The following is an 18,268-nucleotide window of genomic DNA, read 5'->3' as shown; positions in this document are numbered from 1 at the left end:
TTTTATGTGTGCGGACGCTCTTAGAAGGAAGTACGCTTGTAGCGGCGATACTCAGGCTGCCAGAAATTACTCTCGATAGCCTGTTGCAACATCTCATCGGAAGTCGGCAATGCGTGGCCTTGCTCGATGGCGACCTTGCCGACGGCAAAGGCGATGTGCTTGCTGACCTTCTGGATCTCTTCCAGCTTAGGCAGCAGGGAACCACTGCCGTTGAGCGCCAGCGGCGAGCATTCTGCCAAGGCGCGGCTGGAGGCCATCAGCATCTCATCGGAGACCCGCTTGGCACCACTGGCCAATACCCCAAGGCCTATGCCGGGGAAGATATAGCTGTTGTTGCACTGGGCGATTTCATAGGTCTGGTTGTCTATGACCACAGGCTCAAAGGGGCTGCCGGTGGCAACCAGCGCCTGGCCATTGGTCCAATGCAGAATATCTTTGGGCGTGGCTTCAACCCGGCTGGTGGGGTTGGACAGCGGGAACACTATCGGTCTTGGGCAGTGGCTGTGCATGGCGCGGATGATCTCCTCGCTGAACAGCCCAGGGGCGCCGGAAACCCCGATAAGCACTGTCGGCTTGCCGTTGTTGACCACATCCAGCAATGAGATGTTGTCACCGAAGTTGCTCCATTGCTGCAGCTCTTCGCGCTTTTGCGCCAGCTTCTGCTGGAATGGCAACAGGTTGGGCATATTGTCCTGCAACAGTCCCCAGCGATCGACCATAAACACCTGGCGTCTGGCCTGCTCATCACTGATCCCTTCGGAAACCATCTGCGCAATAATCGCTTCGGCGATGCCGCAACCTGCGCTGCCGGCGCCGAGGAAGGCAACTCTTTGCTGGCTCAACTGAGTGCCGGCGGCCTTACAGGCGGCGAGCAGTGAGCCAACTGTGATAGCGGCGGTTCCCTGAATGTCATCATTGAAACAGCAGTATTTATCCTTGTAACGCTCCAGCAGCGGCATGGCGTTTTTCTGGGCGAAGTCTTCGAACTGGATCAAGGCCTCGGGCCAGCGGCGATGAACCGCCTGCATAAAGGCTTCAATAAATTCCAGATATTCTTCACCGCCTATGCGCTGGTGGCGCCAACCCATATACATGGGATCTTCCAGCAGATGCGGATTATCTGTTCCCACATCCAAGGTGATGGGCAGAGTGTAAGCCGGGCTGATGCCGCCACAGCTGGTGTAGAGTGACAACTTTCCAATCGGGATCCCCATGCCGCCGATCCCCTGATCGCCGAGCCCCAAAATACGCTCACCATCGGTAACCACTATCACCTTCACCTTGTGACGGGTGGAGTTGTTGAGGATGTCGTCGATGCGATCCTTGTTCGGATAGGAGATAAACAGGCCGCGGTTACGGCGGTAGTCTTTGGAGAAGCGTTCACAGGCCAACCCGACGGTTGGGGTGTAGATGATAGGCATCATCTCTGTGATGTGGTTCTGAACCAGACGATAGAAGAGGGTCTCGTTGGTGTCCTGGATATTGCGCAGATAGATATGCTTGTCCAGATCATTGCTGAAGTTCTTGAACTGATCGTAGGCACGTGAGGCCTGCTCTTCGATCGTTTCAATCACGTAGGGCACCAAGCCTTCGAGGTTGAAGAAAATACGCTCTTCCTCGGTAAATGCACTACCTTTGTTGATCAACGGCGCTTCGAGAATAGCCGGACCGGCAAAAGGCAGATATAAGGGGCGTTTATTATCGTCCATGGCTAACCTTTTATGTTCTTTGTTGGTGGATGACGGGCTGTGATCTAAATCCGCATAGATTACCACGAAATGTGATCTTTGTTGCCTGCGGGCGAGGGCTTGAGCAAAAATTTTGTTTAAAACGCGGCAAACCGGATTGGCCTGAGCCTAAGAGGGTAACGACACAAAACAAAGAACCAGGCGGATGCCTGGTTCCAAAGGAGAAATCAGTCGTTGCTTGTTGGCTTACTTACCGCGATATTTAAGTGACAAGCCTTTGATAAAGTTACGCATTAACTGATCACCACAATAGCGGTAATGCTTGTGCTCCGGGTTGCGGAACAGGGCGCTCAGCTCAGCCTTGCCGATACGGAAGTTGGCCAGTTCAAGAATGGCAATAATATCTTCTTCTTTCAGTTCCAAGGCGATTCTGAGTTTCTTGAAGATGATGTTGTTGTTCAGGCTGGATAGCGGCTGCGGAATGCCACTGCCGGGACGCAGGCCGCGTTTGTCGATGATCACGGCATCGAGAAATTGGCACAGGGTGCGATCGTCACAGGGACGGAACCCTTCTTCATCTTCTTTCTTGAGCAGGCCGGCCAGCTCAGCTTCACTCATTTCACGCTTCATTTTAGCGTAGAGACGCAATACCTTGGAGTCGTTGAAATTAAAGACAAAGCGCAAGCGGCGCAGAATATCGTTGTTGGTCATGAATGTCCCTGGGCCGGTTTGACTCCCGGCTTAGTTTTAACACTGTCTGGCGATTGACTTAGGTGCGTTAGGCGCGGAGGCTCCGCAGTATTGCGGCATTATACCTAAAAGCCGGGCAGATTTGCCGCTTTTTCCAGTGGACAGTTCGCGGCCGTTTCGCGCACCGCTTGTCGCAGCTTGTCGTGAAGGGCGAACACCCGGCCTATATCTTTGAGTGACCAAGAGGTGTTTTCCAGCACCACCAGATTGAAGCCCGAGTCCGGATAATAAATCGCCGTGCTGATATAACCCGCTATGTAACCACTGTGGCTGAACTCCAGGGGCAACTCAGGGCTCAGTTGTATTCCGGCGGCATAATTCAGCTCGCCCCAACGATGGGGGCGTTTGCCTCTTGGCGCCAGCAGTTGCAGATAGCCGCCAGGGCTCAGTAGTTGCCCCTGATGCAGGGCCTGCTGAAAGTCGGCAAAGGCAGAGGCGGAGCCAATAAGGGCGCCGCTGGCCAGCAGCTTATCTGTGAGAGTCAACTGCTCGGCCACGCTCTCAAAGCCGCTGTCTGTCTCGGTTCTTCCTATCGCCAGATGGGGTAACTGTTCCTGGATACTTTCAATACTGCCGGTGCGGGCCTTGAGCTCAAGCCCCTCGGCATCAAAGAAGCGTTGCAGCAATTGAGTACTGCTGCTGCCGTTACGCTTGAGGATCTCGGCCAGCAGCCAATAATTGTCATTGCTGTATTTAAAATCGCTGCCCGGGGTGAACAGCAAGGCTTGTCCTTGGATGCCTATGCCGGATGTGTGGCTCAGCAACATGGCGACTGTGATGGCCGGATCCAGTTCGGCCTTTTTGCCGAGCAGGGCGGCGGCGCTGTCATTGAGCTTGAAATCGCCTCTTTCTATCGCCCGCATCACCAAGACGGCAAACACTTGCTTTGACAGTGAACCCAGCACAAATTGGCTATCAGAGGTGATGGGTTTGCCCTGGCTTTCTCCGGCCGCATGGCTCAGCAGTGTCTTTTTACCTTGCCTTAACTCGATTACGCCGCTGAAGGGCAGGGGGTTTTGCTTGATTATCAGCTGCAGCTGTTGTGTCAGCTCTTGGCTGTGGCAGGCAGATGGCGCCGAACCCTTGCCTGGTGCCGGCTCTTGTTTGGGCCCTGGCGCCGCGCTCAGGCTTAAAGTGAATCCCAGCATGCAGGCCATGGTGATGCCTTTGACTGTCGATGAGAGGTTTGGCCCTAAAAAGCGCGGCTTTGCCAGCGGTGAGCAGTTCATGCAACTTCCTTATTTGATGTAGCAAGACCAATAGATAAACAGCAGCGCAAAGCCAAACAGGTAACCGAGTCCCAGCCAGCCCCAGAGTTGCATGCCCTTGCCGTAACGAGCCTCAGTCGGCAGGGTTTTGGAACTCATCAGCCGTAGATTCAACCAGGCAAAAATGCAGGTGGTCATAAAGGCCTGGATCATCACCAATTCCAACAGTGATAGCAAGGCACCCTTGAAGAACAGGAACAGCAGCAAGGCCAGCAGCGACATAACCAGCAGGATCACCGCCAGGCGTTTACCGCTGGGGCGGCGCTCAAGCAGCAGGCGCCAACCGGCATCCAGGGTGCTGTTGTAATCATAGAGCACAGTGACAGTGGTGGAGAAAATACACAGCAGCGCCACCAAGGCGATAAGCATACGGCCCCACTCCCCGAGCACGCTGGCGTAGAGGGAGATCAACTGCCCGGCAAACTGGGCTCCCGAGTCGGCAAAGGAGGCTCCTGAGTCATGCATGGTACCGGCACCCAGGTTGAGAAACACCAGTGCCAGCACTGCGGCGCGAAATCCGTCAGCATCGACTATGCCAACCAGGCTTATCAGGGCGTCATTGCCGGATTGTCCGGCGGTTTCCTGCTTGAGTTTCTTCAGACCGAACAGGCGCATCAGTGGCCGCTGAATAAGCGCCATGTCGGTGATTTTATCCAAGGGCACAGTATTTTCGGTGCGGGTCAGCAGGCCGCGGCGCACCACTAGCTTACGCTCGGTTAGCTCGGCGCTTATGTTGGCGATATTATCGGCAAAGCGAGCCTGAAGCAGTGGCGCGGCGGCTGTGGACATGGCGACTTCCTATATCAGTAAAATCAAATTTACCTCGGGTAGAGGCATTGACTTTAGATATTAAAGAGTTAAGTTGAATCGGTAAATGTTAAGAAATATGACAACACGGAAGTTTGTAGTCGTGGTTGTTTTCCACAAAAACAGCTGAAGAAATTAGGGATAATTATGAACAGACCTCACCTTGTCCTGAGTGCCTGCGCCGTCGCACTTGCCTTGACCCCTACCGGAGAATCCTTCGCGGCCGAGGAGTCTGTGGAGCGTATCGAAGTCACAGGCTCGCGGATCAAACGTACCGATATGGAAGGCCCATCGCCCATTCAATCCATAGGCAAGGAAGATATTGCCAACATGGGCTACGACAACCTGCAGCAGTTGCTGGAAAGAATGCCGGCGGCCGGGGCCGGCACTTTCTCCACCCGCGGCAACAGCCAGGACTCTACCGCCAACGGTGCCGCCGCCATCAGCCTGCGTGGCATGGGGCCGGATGCAACCTTAGTGCTGATCAATGGTCGCCGGGTTTCCATCAGCGCCTTTGCCGAAGGGGTCAGCAATTCTTTTGTCGATATCAACAGCATTCCCGTATCGGCCATTGAGCGGATAGATATACTCAAGGACGGCGCCTCGGCCATCTATGGCTCGGATGCCATCGCCGGGGTGGTCAACATAGTGCTGAGGAAAAACATCGAAGGCATTGAAGTCAATCTCGGCTATGGCGCCACAGATGGCCCCAATTACAACGAAAAGACCGCCAGTCTGGTGTGGGGCACCATGAGTGACAAGGGCAGCGCGTCTGTGATCCTGGATTACTTCAGCAACTCGACCCTGAGCGCCGATGAGATGGGGCAGTTTGGTACCGCCAATCAGTCGCCCTGGGGCGGGGAGGATTTCCGTTCCTCGCGGGGCTTTCCCGGGTATTTCTATGTCAATGGCGTCAAGACCATAGATCCGGCTTGTCCGGCCGATTCCGCCACATCGAGCGGCAGCTGCCTGTTCGATTATGGCCCCTATAACTTGGTGATCCCCGAGGCCGAGCGCATAGGCGCCATAGGTCAGTTTGAGTATCACCTGAGTGACTCCCTGACCGCCTTTTTGGAGTTGGCGGCTCAGCACAATACTTCCAAGGCCGGTGGCGCCGCCACACCGCTGGATGAAACCGCCGGTTTGACGGTTCCCGGTTCACATCCCAACAATCCTTTTGGTCAGGATATTGACATAGGTCGCTTCCGCACAGTGGATGCCGGTCCCCGCCGCTGGGATATCGAGTCCGACAGCTTGAGATTAGTGGCCGGTCTGCGCGGCAGCTTCAAGGAGTGGGACTGGGAAGTCTCGGCCCAAAAGGGGCGCAGTGAGTCGACCCAGACAGGGGATCGCAGCCAGGGCTGGGTGCGGGTGGACTATCTGCAGGAGCAAATCAATCTCGGCAACTACAACCCCTTTGGCGGCACCATCAACTCACCCGAGGTGATAGATGCCATTACCACCAGTCTGGTGCGTCAGGGCAAGTCACATATTACCGCCTATGATGCCAGCATTTCGGGGCATGCCTTTACCCTGGCAGACAGGGATATCATGCTGGCCGCCGGGATGGAATATCGTGAAGAGGATGTCAGCGATGTGCCCGATGAGCAGTTCCAGCGCGGGCTTATCTTCGGGACTGAAGCGGTTTCCGCCGCGGCCGAGCGCGATCAGTATGCCGCCTACCTGGAGTTTTCCATTCCGGTGACCGACAGCTTTGAGCTGCAACTGGCGGGGCGCTACGATCATTACAGCGATTTTGGCTCCACCACCAATCCTAAGGTGGCATTCCACTGGGGCATGACGGAAGACTTGAGTATGCGCGCCTCCTGGGCCCAGGGATTCCGGGCACCATCGTTGGCTCAGATAGGCCTGGGCCCTTCGGAAAAGAGTAACTTCTTTAAAGATACCTATGCCTGCGCCGCTCAGGGTATCTCCGAGGCCGACTGTGAGGTACTGGATTACAACACGGTATTTGCCGGTAACCCGGATCTGGACGCCGAGGAGTCGGAAACCTGGAACATCGGCATGATCTGGGCGCCGAGCCAGAAGTTCGATATCGGCTTCGATATCTGGAACATCACCCAGGACAACAAGATAGACGAGCAGCCTCTGGGCGATATCTATGCCGCCAACTGTAATGATCAAAACAGCGCTATCTGTGTGCGCCTGCCCCCCGCCGGTGGCGAGCCGCTCGGGGTGCTTGATGTGATTCACTCAAGCTTTGTTAACTTAAGCTCCCAGGAGGCCCAGGGCCTGGATATCTCGGCTCACTACGGCCTGGAGCTGGACAGCTATGGCGATCTCAAGTTTGGCCTTGAGTGGAGCTATCTGGACAAGTTTGAAAAGGACGGCCTGGATTATACCGGCGAGTATGAGTATCCCCAGTACCGCTGGCTGGCCAGCACTAACTGGACCATGGGCGACTTTGCCGCCAACCTCAATGTCAGCTACATAGGTGAATTTGAGGATACGCCGGATATCAACTTCGACGGCGCCCTCGACTTTACCGAGAACAAGTCACGTATGGTGGATGCCCAGTTCCTGGTGGACTTGCAGGCTTCCTACCGTTTCAACGAGATGTTCAAGTGGACGCTCGGGGTCAACAACCTGTTGGATGAAGAGCCGCCGTTTGCCATAGGCGATGGCGATGGCGATCTCTATGGCTATGTGATGTCTGTGCATAACCCCAGAGGCCGTTTCATCTACACCAAGGTTAGTCTTAACTTCTGAGCAGGCCCCCGGCCCTTGATGGCAAACTGACAAGGGCCGGATGCTGGAGAGTTAAGATAAGAAGTGAGACATAAGAGCCGAGAAATAAGGACTGAGTGACAAGCTTGAGGCAGTGGGAGTATCTTGTTGCTGTTGACCTTATCATCATGGCGCCTGCGGGCGCCTTTTCTGCCACCATACCTGCGTTAGCCATTGCTTATGGCGACAGGGCAATTTAAGGAAAGTAATATGATTCGACTCTATGGCACGCCGCGAAGCCGGGCGCTGCGGGTTTCCTGGTTGTTGGAAGAGCTGGAACTGCCCTGGGAGTTTCACTTTGTTGATATGGCCAAGCAGCAGAACCGCACTCCTGAGTTCCTGGCGCTTAATCCCTGCGGTAAAATCCCCGTGCTCGAGGATGACGGTCTGGTATTGACCGAATCGGCGGCCATTATGCTCTATCTGGCCGAGCGTTACGGTGAGGGGCGTCTGTTGCCCAAGCCAGGCACGGCAGCCTCCGGGCATCATCATCAATGGTTGAGCTTTGTGATAACCGAGTTGGAGCAGCCGTTATGGACCATGGGCAAGCACAGGTTTGCCTTGCCGGAGGAGCAGCGGGTGGCGGCGATTCAAGCCACTGCCGTATGGGAGTTCAACAAGGCCGCGGCCATTGCCGAGCAGTGGCTGCCTGATAGCCCATTCTTGCTCGGTGATGAATTGACTGTGGCCGATATACTGCTGGCCCATACTCTGAACTGGGCCACCATTTTTGAGCAGCAGATCCCGCCCAAACTGGCGGCTTACCGAGACAGGCTTAACCTGCGTCCGGCAATGAAAAAGGCGCTGGACAAAGCCAGCGCCAATTTAACTGATTAATCAAACTCTGGTTTAAAGCCGCAGTATTTCGGGGCCGTGATATTTCAGAGCTGTGCGGCCGCCCACTTGGCGCGGCTTTCGCGGCTCTCCCCCAGCCCGCCTTGCTGCTCTCTGAAGGCCTTGTAGGATTCCACATCCAGTGGCACCAGGCTGATATCCACTTCCAGCACCAGTTTGCACTCTTTCTTGATCCGCCAGGCGGCGGTATTGTACAACTCAGTGAGTGGCAGCGAGCTTAAAAACTCAGGGTTGTACTGGGTGTAAATCGCCTGGGTAGGATAAACCACAAAGGCCAAACGGCGCTTGGGTTCTTTCTTGAACATGGCCTCGATACCATCACAGGTGTTCAGCACCTGCATCTCGATAATATCGTCGATTTCCAGCAGTTTTTTCTGAGCCAGTTCGCTTACCTGCGCCTCGCCCGTTTCCCAGGAGAGCAACTCGGCTTCATCGACTTTCAGTAACTCGGCGGCCTGGGCGGTACCCAAGCCAAGAGATTGGCGCAGGCACTGAAATTCGATGGCGTTGAGCGGATATTGTTTGGACATAATGCTTCCTGTTTTTTCTATGTGTCTGATGGGGGGCGCCCAGGGCATGCCGGCCTGTGTCAGCTTTGCAGCCAGACGTCTTCGACCCATTGCCAGAATGACTCCCAGCAATCTTCTTCATCCAGGCCGTCTTGATTCCAGAAGTAGACCACACCTTCCTGATCTATGCAGTAAAAGTCATCACCGGTTTGGCAGATGGCAATCAGATCTCTGGGCATTCCCAGCGACCAGGCATAGGAGGTCACTTCCGGCAGATAGGTGTGGGACTGGGGATCGGCAGCGGTCACCGGCTCCAGGCTGCCATAGATAACATCGCTGGCATGCAGCAGATATTCTTTCAGCTCCGCAGGCAAAGGGATGAGTATTTGCTCTTCGATATCCACCAGATCGTCAAAGCCGGGCAGATCCAGCGGTACAGGAACCTGCTCTGACAGTTCCTGCAGTTGCTCTATGATTTCATGCATGATTTTACGCTTTGGCCGAGGGTCAATGCGCTGGAGTATAGCGGCTTGTTGGCCGCTGACAAGCTTTGTCAGGCGACTATGGTATTTTCTATGCCAAGAGTCTGGGTTTGTTGGCGTTTATAACCTAACCAGGCCTTGTGGTACAGCTTGTGTGATTCCTGGCGCAGCTTCTGGATCCGGGCCAGTTCCAGCTCGCTCAGCGGCCTTTGCTCGCGGGCAGCCTTATGTTCCATCGCCTGCACCTCTTCATAGACTTGGTGCTCGGCGCCGTTTTTGATGGCGGCAATCTCCCTTAAGTGCAACTGAACTTCGGCAATCAGGCCACTTTTCGGCAGTTGCAGCAGCAGGTTGATATCCCGATAGCCAGAGGCCTTTGGCTGGGCAAACCTGTCTTTGACCTGTAGCACATTGGCCTGTTGATTCAGGGTGTCAAAGGCCAGCTGCAGGTCATCAAGGTTGTCGGCTATCAGGGTGGCTCGCACCAGATCTGTCAGGGCGGCGGGGTCGTTATTCAGCTTGTGCGCCACCTTGGCTTCGGCCCGTTGACGCTCTTTCACTTTGGCAAGGAGCAGCTCAGTCTCGCTCTGATTGGCTATCTGTGACAGGAGACTGTGCAATTCATTTTGTGCCATCGGTGCCTGCTGGTAGAGGGCATTGAGGCTGGAGACGGGCTGCCTTGGGGCGCTGAAGCTTTGTTTCTTGAGGGCATTGAATGGGAGGGCCGAGTTTTGGCGCTGGCTGTAGCCGCTGTCGTCTCTTGGTTCAGCTTCATACTCTGAAGGCTGAGCGTAGGCGGTGCGCGCCGAAAGCAATAACAGGAAAACCAGGAAAGTGCGGAATAATCGGGTCATGGGGCCTCGCATCCAGAATGACTTCTAAGTGGCTTTGACTCCAATGTAGCACTTGGCTCTGAACCCTTGCTGAACCTCAAATGAAACTTTATTCATCTAAAAACAAAGGCGCCTTGAGGCGCCTTTGTTGGCAAGCGTAAAATTACCAGATTTTTACGCGCTGGGCCGGCTCAATATACATGCCGTCACCTGGCTTCACGTCAAATGTGCTGTAGAACTGCGGCATATTGGACAGTGAACCTATGGCGCGGAACTTGGCCGGTGAATGAGGATCTGTGGCCACTCGGTTGCGCATGGCTTCCTCTTTGATCTTGGCACGCCAGATTTGGGCGAATCCGAGGAAGAAGCGTTCATCACCGCTCAGACCGTCGATTACCGGAGCCTCTTTGCCCGCCAAGGATTTTTTGTAGGCCTTGTAGGCTATGGTGACGCCAGAGAGATCGCCGATATTTTCACCCAGGGTCAGACTGCCGTTAACGTGTAGGTCGTCAAACACATAGTAGCCGTCGTACTGGGCGATAAGCGCCTTGCCGCGAGCGGCAAATTCTTTCAGATCCTGCTCGGTCCACCAGTCGCGCATATTGCCTTCGCCGTCGAACTTGGCACCCTGATCATCAAAGCCGTGACCCATCTCATGGCCGATAACCGCACCTATACCACCATAGTTGACGGCATCGTCGGCAGCCATATTAAAGAAAGGTGGCTGCAAGATGGCGGCCGGAAACACGATTTCGTTCATGGTCGGGTTGTAGTAGGCGTTGACGGTTTGTGGCGTCATGTGCCATTCGCCCTTGTCTATGGGGCTGCCCAACTTGGCCAGTTGCTTTTGATGTTCCACTTCACCGGCGCGGATCTCGTTACCGACCAGGTCGTCAGCCTTGATAGTCAGCTTGCTGTAGTCTTCCCACTTGTCGGGATAGCCGATTTTCGGGTTGAACTTGGCCAGTTTTTCCTTGGCGGCAACTTTGGTGTCTGCGCCCATCCACTCAAGTTCATCTATGCTGTCGGCGTAGGCACCGCGCAGGTTTTCCACCAGATGCTCCATCCGCTCCTTGGCTTCAGGGGCGAAGTGGCGCTTGACGTATACTTTACCCACGACTTCACCCAGCAGGCTGTTGACCTTGGCTACACCGCGCTTCCAACGAGGTTCCTGTTCTTGCTGGCCGTTGAGTGTCTTGGCGAAGAACTCGAAGTTTTCTTTATCCAGCGGCTCGCTCAGATCTGAGGCGAAGTGGGTCAACAGCTGCCAGCGCATATATGTCTTCCAGGTCGCCAGATCTGTGTCTTTGACTATCTGGTTCAGGCCTTCGATAAAGCTGGGCTGATTGATGATGATATCGGCTTGCTTGTCGGCGCCAAGCGCAGTCAGGTAGGCGTTCCAGTCGATGTCCGGCGCCAGTGTTGACAGTTCTTTGACCTCCAATTTGTTGTAGGTCTTGGTGCTGTCACGGCTTTCAACCACATCCCAATGCTTGGCGGCAATAGCGGTTTCCAGCTTCATGATGGCTTCGGCGCTTTGTTGTGGCTCGGCAAAACCGGCCAGGGTGAACATCTTGGCGATATGCTCAACAAAGGCCTTGCGGATGTTGACGAAACGCTCACCTTCGTTGAAGTAATAGTCTTTCTCCGGCAGGCTCAGGCCGTATTGCCAGATATGGGTGGCATAGCGGCTGGAGTCCTTGGCATCGACATCGATATAGAAGGCCATGGGCGTGCCGCCACCGAGAATTTGGCTCTTGCCGAAGTAGGCCGCCAGTGCTTGCTTGTCTTTGATGGCATCTATGATTGCCAGCTCACTCTCCAGTGGCTTGATCCCCAACTGGTTGAGCGTATCGCTGTCCATAAAGGAGCGGTAAAGGTCGGCCACTTTTTGCTCGTCACTGCCGGGCTTGAGATCTTTGCTCTGCGCCACCTCTTCAATAATGGCTTTGACATCGTCACGGGATTTTTCCCTGAGGTCATAGAATGCGCCTGTGCTGGTGCGATCTGCCGGGATCTCTGTGTTCTTGATCCAGCCGCCGTTGACATAGGTATAGAAGTCATCCTGAGGACGAACAGACTTATCAAAGTTGGCAAATTCAATTCCCGAGCCCAGGGCTTGGCTGACGGCGGCGGCAGTTGCGGTTTTGGCGACTTCCGGCTGTTTGGCTGCTTCAGCCTGGGTTTCAGCCGTTTTGTCATTACAGGCAGATAGGCCTGCGATGAGTGAGGCACACAATCCCCCAATGAGTACTTTTCTCATGCTGTTTCCTTTTCTTTGTTCTTTGCTGTCCCGCTAGGGGACATTTTTATCAGATTGGCTGCACACCCGTTTGTTCGGGAAAAACCGCAGTGATGCCTATGTTAAGGCCTGTGTGGGAATGTAAACAAGTCCTGCTGCGACGACAGTGAGCTTCGGCGACGCGGGAGTTGTAAGCAAAGGTTACAGGCGCTTATTTGAGTGAGCGTTTGACAGTCTTTGCCCTTTAGCTTGTCAGGCTCCATAATGGCGCGCAATTGACACGGCATAACTCAAGAGGTTGGATAGCCAAGTGCGTTTAGATAAATTTATCTGTGAGTCTACAGAGCTGACCCGTTCCATGGCCAAGAAGGCGCTGCACCGCGGTGAAATCAGTGTCGATGGTGAAATCGTCAAGGACTCCAGCTTCAAGGTGCGTGACGGCATGAAAGTGTGCTTCGACGGTGAACCTATCAGCTTGATAGGCAACAGATATCTGATGTTGCATAAGCCGGTCGATACCATTTGCTCAACCGTGGATGAGGTCTATCCTTCGGTCATCAGTCTACTGGAGATAGAAAAGCCCGAGAATCTGCACATTGCCGGGCGCCTGGATGCTGATACCACAGGTCTGGTGTTGATTACCGATGATGGCCAGTGGTCGCATAAGCTAACCTCTCCCAAGAAGGAATGCGGCAAACGCTACCGGGTGTGGCTGGCCAGCCCTGTTACTGAAGACTTGATCCCACAATTTGCCGCTGGCCTGGCGCTGCACCGGGAAGAGGGGCTGACCCGGCCGGCGCAGCTGCAGTTAATTAGCCCGACTGAAGTCTTGTTAACCATTACCGAAGGTAAATATCATCAGGTGAAACGTATGTTTGCCGCTGTGGGCAACAAAGTGGAAGCCCTGCATCGTGAGTCAATCGGCGCCATAGAACTGGATAGCGAACTGGAACCCGGTGAGTGGCGTTATCTGACCGAAGCGGAGATAGCCTCGGTAGGCTGAAGAAAAGGCACCAAGGCCAGCTGGAGGCCTTGGTGCGATACAGCTGATTATTGCTGCAGTTTAATCCGGCCACTGATGGTGTTGATACTGACATCGGCTTGGCCGGAACCGCTTTGGAATTGCAGCGATTCAGCCTTGGTGTACTTGGCTTTTTTCGGTGAGTCCTGGGTCAGTTGGTTGTCAATCTTGCCACCTGGGCCACCGCTGATATCAAAGGCGGCATTCGGCAGTTGGGCAAACTTGAGTTCAATATCGCCACTGACGCTATCGACATTGGCATTGCCGGCCAGGCTTTGCATGGCAATACTCAAGTCGCCACTGACGGTTCTGGCCTTGAGTGACTCGGGAGCCTTGAGGGTCAATTGACTCTTGCCCGAGACCTGATCCAGCTCCACTTCTATGGCATCACTCTCGGCGTTTAGTTCGCCGCTCACCAGGCGATAACTCACCTTGCCCAGACTCTGTTTATCCTCAATGTCGCCGGAAACGGTTTCCAGATACAGTTCACCCTGGTTGCTCTGGGTGTGGATACTGCCGGAAACCGTGGTCAGTTGCAGATTGCCTTTGAGATCCTGGCCCTTGATATCGCCACTGACATTGGCTGAGTTGATCTCACCCTCCAATCCTTGAAGGTCATAATCGGCGGAAACGCCTTTGAGCTTCATATTGACGGTGGCGGGCAGAAAGATCTCCAGCTTTGAGCCGTCTTTGTCCCGGCTGTTATAGCTCTTGGGCAGCTTGTCTTCGATAACAAAGCTGCCGCCCTGCTGACCAAACACCAGGCCTTCACTGAGCTCATCCAGCTTGCCCTTGATGGCGACTTCAGCCTTGTCCCAACTGCGGATCTTCACTTCTCCCCGTTGGATCTTGATATTCAATTTAGCTCCGGACTCCAGCGCCGCACTTTGATCGACCTTCTCGGCCGCATGCAATACCGGGCTCAGCAGCAGGGCTGAAGAGAGTAGGGTTAGTGATATCTTGTTCATATGCTGATTCCTTGTTGGTCGAGTTGAGTTGGCAGTTGTTCACCCCGGGTGAGCAGCTCTATCTCCCTTTGCTGTACCCAAAGCCAGAGTTGCCAAAGTTGTTGATCGGTCGGGTCTTGTTTTAGTGCCTGGAATATCTGCGTGGCGGCTTCCCTGAGTTCATCTATGCCGCGACTGAGCGGCGTGGTCATGCTGACCTTTTGCCATTGGCCGAAATTGACACTGGCTTCCAGTTGTTTCACTTGTTGTTGGTGTTGATACTGCAACTGCTCCAGCATGGCCAGCATCTGTGGGTCGACGCGGCTTTGGGTTTGTTGCTGCAAGCCCTGATAGCCGAGCAGAGACACCAATAGCAGGCTGCAGGCGATAGCCAGATTGCGCCAGCCGTTGCTGGCGTTTGCGGCCTTGGGTGGCTGAGATGGTTCCAGCCTGGCGGCGATTTCAGGCCAGAGGTCGCGCTCGGGTGTTTTTTCCCGTGGCAGTTGTTCTAGCAGTTGTTCCAATGTTGGCTGCTTGTTCATGACAACATCTCCTGAAGCAAGTTTCTTGCCCTGTGGTACTGCGCCTTGCTGGTACCGGTACTTGTGCCCATCATGGCGGCTATCTCTTCATGGCTGTAGCCCTCAATGGCAAACAGCACAAACACGACTCTGGCCCGCTCGGGTAACTTGAGGATCTTGCGCTCCAACACAGAGGTTTCCTCCGTGTGGGTTGTGGTTGACTCTTCTGTGTCTGCCTCTGTGGTCACAGGCAGAAATCTGGCCCAGAAGCTGCGCTGCTTTTTCAAACTACTCAATGCCTGATTGACGCTCAGGCTGTGCAGCCAGGTACTGAATTTGCTTTCACCGCGGAATTGGTCCAGCTTCTCCCAAGCACGGATAAAGCAGTCCTGGGTCATCTCTTCTGCCAGTGGCACCTGGCCGGCCAGGTGCAAACACAATGCATAGACTCTGCCATGGTGCAGACGGTAGAGCTCGGCGAAGGCAAGCTTGTCCCCCAAACGGGCACGCTGCACCAGCGGGAAGTCCACTTCTTGCTGGTATCTGGTTTCTGTCAGCTGCGGGCTGGCATTCACTGGGCTGTCCTTAATGGTTTGGGCGAGTCATGGTAATTGGATAGTTTGACCCGCTTAAAAGGTTTAAAAAAGAATTAAAAAAACCAAGAATTTATCTGGTGGTGGAAAAGTAATTGTTAGGGAAGGTGCGAATAAGCCCTATCGGCGTTCTCTTTTGTAGAGAGCCGGTTGCTGTGAAAGCCCCGAAGAGAGTCGTTTACAGGGCCTGCCTGCTGTGTTGTGCTTCTTGCTAAGGATTTACGAACCACGCCTTGCATCCAGGTCTGTAAGCCGACGCAGAGAATACATGGGGCTTGTTCGCGCCTTCCTTAGAGCCACCTGTGATTTAGCTGTTTGTGATGGTCTGTGATGGTATTTGTGGTGATACCGCATTGCTACACACGAGCGTATTCGTATTGGAGAGATTTTGCTGTTGCCATTGCGTCAGTGGCAACGGGGGATCTTGTTGGAAGATTCGACCAAAAATCATCTGCGTTTCTGCTGATGAGGCCATACGGCTAGGCCAAGTCTCGGGTACACTTGCCACGAGAGAGCCAGAGTCTGTACACTCAGCGACTGAAAAGCGGAAGGTGTACAAAGTAGGGATCCCCATGCGCAAATCGCTGACTACTAAGTTGTTATCAATGATATCATAACGTAACCAGTCGCCCGTAAACCATTTAAGACGTTGGTGTAACTCGTTCCCGTCAAGTACTTGGGCGAGATCCAAGTTGAGTGGTTGCGTTATCCACTCTGGGTTGCCTTTGTCGAACCAACTGGTGATCACCTCATGATAATTACCATCAGGACTTTTTCCTATAACACGCCAAACTAAGGTGTTATAGGGGGTAGGTACGGCTCGCAACTCCGAAACTTCAATACCTTGGGTTTGAAAAAAGTTGGCAACACGGTTTTCAGCTGCATTTTTCCCTAACAAGCCAAATAACAGGTAGCCCGTCGAGAAGACTATAGAGATCACTAAGAGCCGCCGGATCTTGGACGAAAAACCTTTGTTTATAAAGCAAATAACGGCCGCCAATAGGGGAAGAGTATAAATGGGGTCAATAATAAAAATAGCTGACCAGCTTTCTGGCTTGATCCCAAGTGGCCAGAAAAGTTGCGTACCATAGATAGTAAACGAATCAAGTAGCGAATGAGTGATGAGAACTAGTGACAGTGTCACAAAAAGTCTGGTGTGACTGTACGAGATCCCTCGTTTACCGATCAACCAAGTCAGCAGTGCCGCGAGAAGGAGCAAAACAAAAATGGAGTGCGAAAAGCCACGGTGGTATGTCATGTTTGATACAGGATCGGCATAACGGATAAATACGTCTAAATCTGGCAGTGTCGCTAAAGCCGCCCCGTAAATTAAAGAGCGTCGCCCTTGCTGGTGCCCTAGCATTGCTCCTTGAATCGCACCACCTAAGAGTGCTTGAGATAATGAATCCATATTGCCCCCCTTTTTTTACTATCACGCTCGCGCCTTGTTGAGTGATGAGCAGCACCAGAACTCACAGATTGTGTCAATATCAGCAATCATATCGGTTCAATCAGAACGGCGAGTAGGCCTGAACGATGAACAGAAATTTTGTGTACAGAATAAACAGTCACACCTGCTTTTCTATACACTATCTATCATGGTTTCCACTTTAAATTAGACGATGGTGACTAATAGCCTTGATTGAGTAACCATTGATCATCCAACCAATATTCACTGCTGCGTTGGAATCTGATGTAAGACCAACCGACATCCCTTTCATAGGATAAGATTTGATTGCCATTGCCAACGACGACCCAAAACCAGTTACTGCTTGAGTTATTGTAGGCTTTAACCCTTACCCCAGAGACATCGACTGTCTCGTTAGTGGCGGTAAGACGTAGGGGTTTTGTATAGGTTGCTATAGAGGTAATACGCATGTTGGTGAGCAGATCGGGAGCCTGCGATGCAAGGAACTCACGGGCTACTCGCTCACTTTCTTTCTCGGAAGGCAAGGGGTGAGCCACCACGCTGGACGTAATATTCATAAAACCCATGAGTGTCCCATCTTTACTGTATAAGGTACTGAAATGCTCACCTTGTAAGCCCGTATTTTGCCCGTCTTGTCGTTCATAGCGTGTGAGTGTCATCGGCACGTCATCTTGGATAACGGAACGTTGATAGACGGCTTGATAACCCTCTGGGATAGGAAGTGAATTAGTTTGATCGTCTTGAGCCAATACAGGTGTGGCGAACATGCTCACTAAGAATAGATATCCTAAGTGATAGCTCAGCCTTCGCCTTGGTAAATAATAACTTGCCAACATGTGTAGCCCCTCAGTTAGTTTTTGTTGCTGATACCAACGGTTTATACCTCATGAGGTAACAATGGATTTGTAATGGTTATATCTTGAAATGTAAATGTAAACCATTTCAATTGGCAAACATTTTGACATTTGAGAGTGTAACAATATCTGTGTAAGTGGCATTTTTAACTTCTTAAAAGGAATGTCGAATGCCAATAACAGACAAATTTATCAATCAGCTACTCGTTGGCTGTAATTCTCCCGATGATATTCTCGGTGACGCTGGACTTCTCAAGCAACTCACCAAAAAGGTCACTGAGCGTGCCTTAAATGCCGAAATGGAACAGCATCTTGGCTACGCAAAACATGCACCGGAAGGTAAAAACTCCGGCAACTCTCGTAACGGGAAGTCCACGAAAACAGTGCGCAGCGTTCACGGTGATATCAAGCTGGATATTCCTCGTGACCGCAAGGGCACCTTCACCTCTCAGCTGATAAAGAAAGATGAAAAGTAGTTAGGTGGTTTCGATGACCGCATCATCTCGCTGTATGCCCGAGGCATTACCACGGCTCCCAGATTGTTGTATTCTCAATCCCGTACGAAAGACTTGCCATCCAGACTCAGGGTTTCTTTATCGATTGCATTTTGGCTGTTGTATAAGTAGATCCAGTTGATATTACCGGCATGCAAAGGACTTAGCCATTTGCTGCGAACCACGCCTTGCATCCAGGTCTGTAAGCCGACGCAGAGAATACATGG

Annotated in this window: 16 protein-coding genes and 2 pseudogenes; 4 read left to right on the top strand and 14 right to left on the bottom strand. The window is 53.0% G+C overall.

Annotated features, from left to right (window positions below; all coding sequences use genetic code 11):
* Window positions 1-20: 20 nt before the first annotated feature.
* From SIL79_RS02635 to SIL79_RS02620, 4 genes and pseudogenes are all read right to left on the bottom strand, one after another.
* Window positions 21-1,709, bottom strand: coding sequence for an NAD-dependent malic enzyme (locus tag SIL79_RS02635; RefSeq protein WP_039035563.1), 1,689 nt, complete (start codon window positions 1,707-1,709; stop codon window positions 21-23).
* A 225-nt stretch (window positions 1,710-1,934) separates the two neighbouring features.
* Window positions 1,935-2,399 carry a YehS family protein gene (locus SIL79_RS02630; protein ID WP_039035562.1) on the bottom strand — a complete coding sequence of 155 codons (465 nt, stop codon included), beginning with the start codon at window positions 2,397-2,399 and terminating at the stop codon, window positions 1,935-1,937.
* A gap of 104 nt (window positions 2,400-2,503) precedes the next feature.
* A complete protein-coding gene (locus SIL79_RS02625; RefSeq protein WP_144361604.1) occupies window positions 2,504-3,667 on the bottom strand; it encodes a serine hydrolase domain-containing protein in 1,164 nt (387 codons plus the stop codon).
* A gap of 537 nt (window positions 3,668-4,204) precedes the next feature.
* Window positions 4,205-4,447, bottom strand: a pseudogene (locus SIL79_RS02620) (PH domain-containing protein); the annotation flags it as partial.
* Window positions 4,448-4,660: 213 nt separating this feature from the next.
* Between SIL79_RS02620 and SIL79_RS02615 the strand changes: the two are divergent.
* Window positions 4,661-7,243 carry a TonB-dependent receptor gene (locus tag SIL79_RS02615; protein ID WP_071477362.1) on the top strand — a complete coding sequence of 861 codons (2,583 nt, stop codon included), beginning with the start codon at window positions 4,661-4,663 and terminating at the stop codon, window positions 7,241-7,243.
* A gap of 228 nt (window positions 7,244-7,471) precedes the next feature.
* Window positions 7,472-8,098 (top strand): glutathione S-transferase family protein, encoded by a 627-nt coding sequence (locus SIL79_RS02610; RefSeq protein WP_028780886.1) that lies wholly within the window; start codon window positions 7,472-7,474, stop codon window positions 8,096-8,098.
* A gap of 44 nt (window positions 8,099-8,142) precedes the next feature.
* Here SIL79_RS02610 and SIL79_RS02605 read toward each other — a convergent pair whose 3' ends face one another.
* The 4 genes from SIL79_RS02605 to SIL79_RS02590 all read right to left on the bottom strand — a co-directional run bounded on the left by SIL79_RS02605 (window position 8,143) and on the right by SIL79_RS02590 (window position 12,203).
* Window positions 8,143-8,646: a DUF4447 family protein gene (locus SIL79_RS02605; RefSeq protein WP_025888809.1), complete on the bottom strand. Its 504-nt coding sequence runs from the start codon at window positions 8,644-8,646 to the stop codon at window positions 8,143-8,145.
* Window positions 8,647-8,705: 59 nt separating this feature from the next.
* Entirely contained in the window at window positions 8,706-9,110 is a 405-nt protein-coding gene (locus SIL79_RS02600) for an SMI1/KNR4 family protein (protein ID WP_039035558.1), read from the bottom strand.
* Window positions 9,111-9,178: 68 nt separating this feature from the next.
* Window positions 9,179-9,961, bottom strand: a complete 783-nt coding sequence (locus tag SIL79_RS02595) for a RelA/SpoT domain-containing protein (protein ID WP_234500961.1) — start codon at window positions 9,959-9,961, stop codon at window positions 9,179-9,181.
* A gap of 142 nt (window positions 9,962-10,103) precedes the next feature.
* On the bottom strand, window positions 10,104-12,203 hold the full coding sequence (locus SIL79_RS02590; RefSeq protein WP_319618945.1) for a M13 family metallopeptidase: 2,100 nt from the start codon (window positions 12,201-12,203) through the stop codon (window positions 10,104-10,106).
* 289 nt (window positions 12,204-12,492) lie between these two features.
* Here SIL79_RS02590 and rsuA point away from each other — a divergent pair, with 289 nt between their 5' ends.
* Entirely contained in the window at window positions 12,493-13,185 is a 693-nt protein-coding gene (rsuA, locus tag SIL79_RS02585; protein WP_162206903.1) for a 16S rRNA pseudouridine(516) synthase RsuA, read from the top strand.
* A 47-nt stretch (window positions 13,186-13,232) separates the two neighbouring features.
* On the opposite strand, the gene SIL79_RS02580 is transcribed toward rsuA, so the two are convergent.
* The 5 genes from SIL79_RS02580 to SIL79_RS02560 form a co-directional block, all read right to left on the bottom strand.
* Entirely contained in the window at window positions 13,233-14,171 is a 939-nt protein-coding gene (locus tag SIL79_RS02580) for a DUF4097 family beta strand repeat-containing protein (protein ID WP_162206904.1), read from the bottom strand.
* Window positions 14,168-14,692, bottom strand: a complete 525-nt coding sequence (locus SIL79_RS02575) for a hypothetical protein (RefSeq protein WP_162206905.1) — start codon at window positions 14,690-14,692, stop codon at window positions 14,168-14,170. Before SIL79_RS02575 ends, SIL79_RS02580 begins: the two co-directional genes overlap by 4 nt.
* Window positions 14,689-15,246 (bottom strand): RNA polymerase sigma factor, encoded by a 558-nt coding sequence (locus tag SIL79_RS02570; protein WP_371873330.1) that lies wholly within the window; start codon window positions 15,244-15,246, stop codon window positions 14,689-14,691. Before SIL79_RS02570 ends, SIL79_RS02575 begins: the two co-directional genes overlap by 4 nt.
* Window positions 15,247-15,571: 325 nt before the next feature.
* Window positions 15,572-16,675 (bottom strand): metal-dependent hydrolase, encoded by a 1,104-nt coding sequence (locus SIL79_RS02565; protein ID WP_082014351.1) that lies wholly within the window; start codon window positions 16,673-16,675, stop codon window positions 15,572-15,574.
* Between the two features lie 218 nt (window positions 16,676-16,893).
* Window positions 16,894-17,529, bottom strand: a complete 636-nt coding sequence (locus SIL79_RS02560) for a hypothetical protein (RefSeq protein ID WP_143078420.1) — start codon at window positions 17,527-17,529, stop codon at window positions 16,894-16,896.
* A 188-nt stretch (window positions 17,530-17,717) separates the two neighbouring features.
* On the opposite strand from SIL79_RS02560, the pseudogene SIL79_RS02555 reads away from it, so the two are divergent.
* Window positions 17,718-18,020: pseudogene (locus tag SIL79_RS02555) on the top strand (transposase); the annotation flags it as partial.
* Between the two features lie 77 nt (window positions 18,021-18,097).
* Here SIL79_RS02555 and SIL79_RS02550 read toward each other — a convergent pair.
* Window positions 18,098-18,226, bottom strand: coding sequence for a hypothetical protein (locus tag SIL79_RS02550; RefSeq protein ID WP_319618943.1), 129 nt, complete (start codon window positions 18,224-18,226; stop codon window positions 18,098-18,100).
* Between the last annotated feature and the right edge of the window lie 42 nt (window positions 18,227-18,268).

This window comes from Shewanella indica, from assembly GCF_033842865.1.
Taxonomy (GTDB): Bacteria; Pseudomonadota; Gammaproteobacteria; order Enterobacterales; family Shewanellaceae; genus Shewanella; species Shewanella indica.
Note: the sequence above shows the minus strand (reverse complement) of the source record. Positions and strands in the feature narration are given on the sequence as shown.

Excerpts from the sequence above, each read along its gene's own strand:
- SIL79_RS02635 (WP_039035563.1), bottom strand. The coding sequence starts at position 1,709 with ATGGACGATAATAAACGCCCCTTATATCTGCCTTTTGCCGGTCCGGCT.
- SIL79_RS02630 (WP_039035562.1), bottom strand. The coding sequence starts at position 2,399 with ATGACCAACAACGATATTCTGCGCCGCTTGCGCTTTGTCTTTAATTTC.
- SIL79_RS02625 (WP_144361604.1), bottom strand. The coding sequence starts at position 3,667 with ATGAACTGCTCACCGCTGGCAAAGCCGCGCTTTTTAGGGCCAAACCTC.
- SIL79_RS02615 (WP_071477362.1), top strand. The coding sequence starts at position 4,661 with ATGAACAGACCTCACCTTGTCCTGAGTGCCTGCGCCGTCGCACTTGCC.
- SIL79_RS02610 (WP_028780886.1), top strand. The coding sequence starts at position 7,472 with ATGATTCGACTCTATGGCACGCCGCGAAGCCGGGCGCTGCGGGTTTCC.
- SIL79_RS02605 (WP_025888809.1), bottom strand. The coding sequence starts at position 8,646 with ATGTCCAAACAATATCCGCTCAACGCCATCGAATTTCAGTGCCTGCGC.
- SIL79_RS02600 (WP_039035558.1), bottom strand. The coding sequence starts at position 9,110 with ATGCATGAAATCATAGAGCAACTGCAGGAACTGTCAGAGCAGGTTCCT.
- SIL79_RS02595 (WP_234500961.1), bottom strand. The coding sequence starts at position 9,961 with ATGACCCGATTATTCCGCACTTTCCTGGTTTTCCTGTTATTGCTTTCG.
- SIL79_RS02590 (WP_319618945.1), bottom strand. The coding sequence starts at position 12,203 with ATGAGAAAAGTACTCATTGGGGGATTGTGTGCCTCACTCATCGCAGGC.
- SIL79_RS02580 (WP_162206904.1), bottom strand. The coding sequence starts at position 14,171 with ATGAACAAGATATCACTAACCCTACTCTCTTCAGCCCTGCTGCTGAGC.
- SIL79_RS02575 (WP_162206905.1), bottom strand. The coding sequence starts at position 14,692 with ATGAACAAGCAGCCAACATTGGAACAACTGCTAGAACAACTGCCACGG.
- SIL79_RS02565 (WP_082014351.1), bottom strand. The coding sequence starts at position 16,675 with ATGGATTCATTATCTCAAGCACTCTTAGGTGGTGCGATTCAAGGAGCA.
- SIL79_RS02560 (WP_143078420.1), bottom strand. The coding sequence starts at position 17,529 with ATGTTGGCAAGTTATTATTTACCAAGGCGAAGGCTGAGCTATCACTTA.